4 protein-coding genes are annotated in these 2,924 nt (G+C 64.2%); all 4 read left to right on the top strand.

Annotated features, from left to right (window positions below):
• Positions 1 to 303: hypothetical protein (locus AC1DWI_RS18490; protein WP_477725405.1), on the top strand; the 303-nt coding region annotated here is incomplete at its 5' end.
• A 12-nt stretch (positions 304 to 315) separates the two neighbouring features.
• Positions 316 to 1,491, top strand: a complete 1,176-nt coding sequence (locus AC1DWI_RS18485; RefSeq protein ID WP_477668873.1) for a sensor histidine kinase — start codon at positions 316 to 318, stop codon at positions 1,489 to 1,491.
• A complete protein-coding gene (locus AC1DWI_RS18480; RefSeq protein ID WP_477667613.1) occupies positions 1,488 to 2,147 on the top strand; it encodes a response regulator transcription factor in 660 nt (219 codons plus the stop codon). Before AC1DWI_RS18485 ends, AC1DWI_RS18480 begins: the two co-directional genes overlap by 4 nt.
• A gap of 152 nt (positions 2,148 to 2,299) precedes the next feature.
• Positions 2,300 to 2,719, top strand: coding sequence for a CBS domain-containing protein (locus tag AC1DWI_RS18475; RefSeq protein ID WP_477725404.1), 420 nt, complete (start codon positions 2,300 to 2,302; stop codon positions 2,717 to 2,719).
• Positions 2,720 to 2,924: the final 205 nt, after the last annotated feature.

Genomic DNA, 2,924 nt, shown 5'->3' with positions numbered 1-2,924 from the left:
TTGGTAGAGAAGGCGCGCCCGAATCCTGAGCGGACCGAACTCTATGTGGACTACGACATACCGAGCAATGCGTCTTTCGGCGTGCTGAAGGTTTATCCCAAAGATGGTGTGCTGGTCGTTGAAAGTCTTGACAGCTTCCGGTCATCCTCAGGCGCAAGGGCCACTTACGGCAAGCTGTACAAGGGCGTGGCTTGCCAGGACAACACGGAAATGGCTTACCGCTGGAACTACTACGAGCGCAGTGGCTCCGGCGGGCGTTGCCCTGACAAGATGTTTACCGAATTTACGGACTACGGCGGTTAACCGAACTACGCCATGCCCGCACCCGCCCACCTTCCCGGCGCCAACCAGCCTGTCTGGCGCGACAAGCTGTCACAGCTGCTCGAATCCACCGGCGAAGGCATTTTCGGCATCGACATGGATGGCTGCTGCACATTCATCAACCGTGCCGGCGCCGAGCAACTGGGCTATGCCCCCGCCGACGTGCTGGGCCACAACATGCACGAGCTGGCCCACCACTCGCATGCCGGCGGCGAGCACTACCCCGAGCACCTCTGCCCCATCTTCAACGCTTTTCGCAAGGCCTTGCCTTGCCGCATCGACACGGAGCTGTTCTGGCGCAAGGACGGCAGCGCGTTTGCGGTCGAATATTCGTCGCACCCCATCGTCGAAGGCGGCGTGGTGCAGGGCGCGGTGGTCACCTTTGTCGACATCTCAGGGCGCCGCCAGGCCGAAGACGCACTGCGCCAGGCGCATGCGGTGCTGGAGCAACGCGTCAGCGAACGCACCCAGGCCTTGTCTGAAGCGCTGCAGCACCTGCGCGAGCTCACCGCCTACACCCACACTGTGCGCGAGGAAGAACGCACGCGCATCGCGCGCGAGGTACATGACGAGCTGGGCAGCCTGTTGGTGGCGCTGAAGATGGACGTGGGCTGGCTCGACAAACGCCTGGGCGAACAGCAGCAGCGCGAACCCGGCGACGCGCAGGCCATGCGCGACACCATGCGCAGCAAATGCCAGAACATGGGCCGGCTGATTGAAAGCGCGGTCGATAACGTGGGCCGCATCATCACCGACCTGCGCCCCAGCATCCTGGACCACCAGGGCCTGTGGGCGGCGCTGGACTGGCAGGCCCATGAATTCGTGCAGTCGGCCGAACTGGCGCTGGACTGGCAAATGGACGTGGCCAATGCGGTACCGCTGCCCGAGGCTTCAGCGATTGCCATCTTTCGCATCTTCCAGGAAATGCTCAGCAATGTAGGCCGGCATGCGGCTGCCAGCCGCGTGGCCATCACCATACGGGCCACAGCCAAAGACATCAGCATCGCCGTGCAGGACAACGGCCGCGGCGCCGAAGCCGCCGCCTTTGAAGCAGCCAATGCTTATGGCGTGATGGGCATGCGGGAGCGCGCGCGCCACCTGGGCGGCAGCCTGGAGATCACCAGCCGGGTCGGCCACGGCTCTCTCCTTCACCTTCGGATCCAGTTATGAGCACCCTCAAAATCCTGATCGGCGACGACCACCGCATCGTGCGTGAAGGCCTCAAGCAGGTGCTGGCCGACGCGCCCGAAATTGAAGTGGTGGCCGAAGCGGAGACCGGCCCCGACATCCTGCAGCGCGTCGACGCGTTGGGTGGGGACAAAGGCCTGAGCGCCGTGCTGCTGGACATTGCCTTGCCCGAGCGCGATGGCCTGGATGTGCTGCAGGCGCTCAAGAAAAACTGGCCTCGCCTGCCTGTGCTGATGCTCAGCACCTACCCTGAGAAGCAGTACGCCGTGCGCTGTATCAAGCTGGGGGCGGCGGGCTACCTGAATAAAAGTGCCAACCCCGATGACATGATTGCCGCGGTGCGCAAGGTGGCGGCCGGTGGCCTGTACGTTTCAGCCGCCACGGCCGAAGCGCTGGCCAGCGCCGTCGGCGGCAGCGGGGGACGCAGCGGCGCCGAAGCCCTGTCGCACCGTGAACACCAGGTGTTCCGCCTGCTCACGGCCGGCAAGTCCGTGGGCGAGATCGGCACGCAACTGGGCCTTGCGTCCAACACCGTAAGCACCTACCGCTTGCGCATCCTGGAAAAAACCGGCGCCAAAAACGACGTGGAACTGGCACTGTATGCCGAGCGCCATGGCAGGGCGCCTGCCGACAGCTGACCGCAACACGTCAAACGGCCTTGTCCTACGGCCGCTCGGGTACCCATGACCGGAAAAAACACGCACGCGCGGGGCATGCTGGCTGCAGACGGCGATGTCGTTCCGATATCGCCCAGCCCAGACCCAAGCTCACCCATCCAAGGAGTATTTTTATGACGACCGTCACCGACGTGATGACCCGCAACGTGCGAACCATGGCCCCCGGCAATACCGTGGCAGACGCCGCGAAAGCCATGCGCGAGCTCGACGTGGGCGTGATCCCTGTGTGCGAGGGCGACAAGCTGCTCGGCATGGTGACCGACCGCGACATCGTGCTGCGCGCCKTCGCGGAGGGCCTGAACGGCGGCACGCCGCTGTCTACCGTGATGAGCACCGACATACATACCGCACGTGAAACTGACGACCTCGACACGGTCCTTGCAGACATGGCGTCCCGCCAGATTCGCCGTCTCCCGGTTCTGGACGGCTCGCAGCGCCTGGCCGGCATCATTTCCATCGGCGATATCGCGGTCAAGGGCCAGGACGAAGAGGATGTGGGGCAGTCACTGGCCGACATCTCGTCTCCGGCCTGAGCCAGCAGAGGTAGAGGCAGGGCCCGCGCCCTGCGCGAATTTGGTGCGTGACAAAACCGGTGCGCCACCGTGAGCCCGGCGCAACGCTGCTGAAGGTGAAAGAAACCAGCTGACGTATCTGCCTGCGCGCAGGCCTGCGCAGCCAAAACCAGCATGGCGGCACCGTGGTTGCTGTTTGCGGGCCGGTTTTTGTAGTGGATGCCCT

It is taken from the genome of Polaromonas sp. P3_C2 (assembly GCF_056402675.1).
This window is presented reverse-complemented; position numbering and strand designations above follow the sequence as displayed.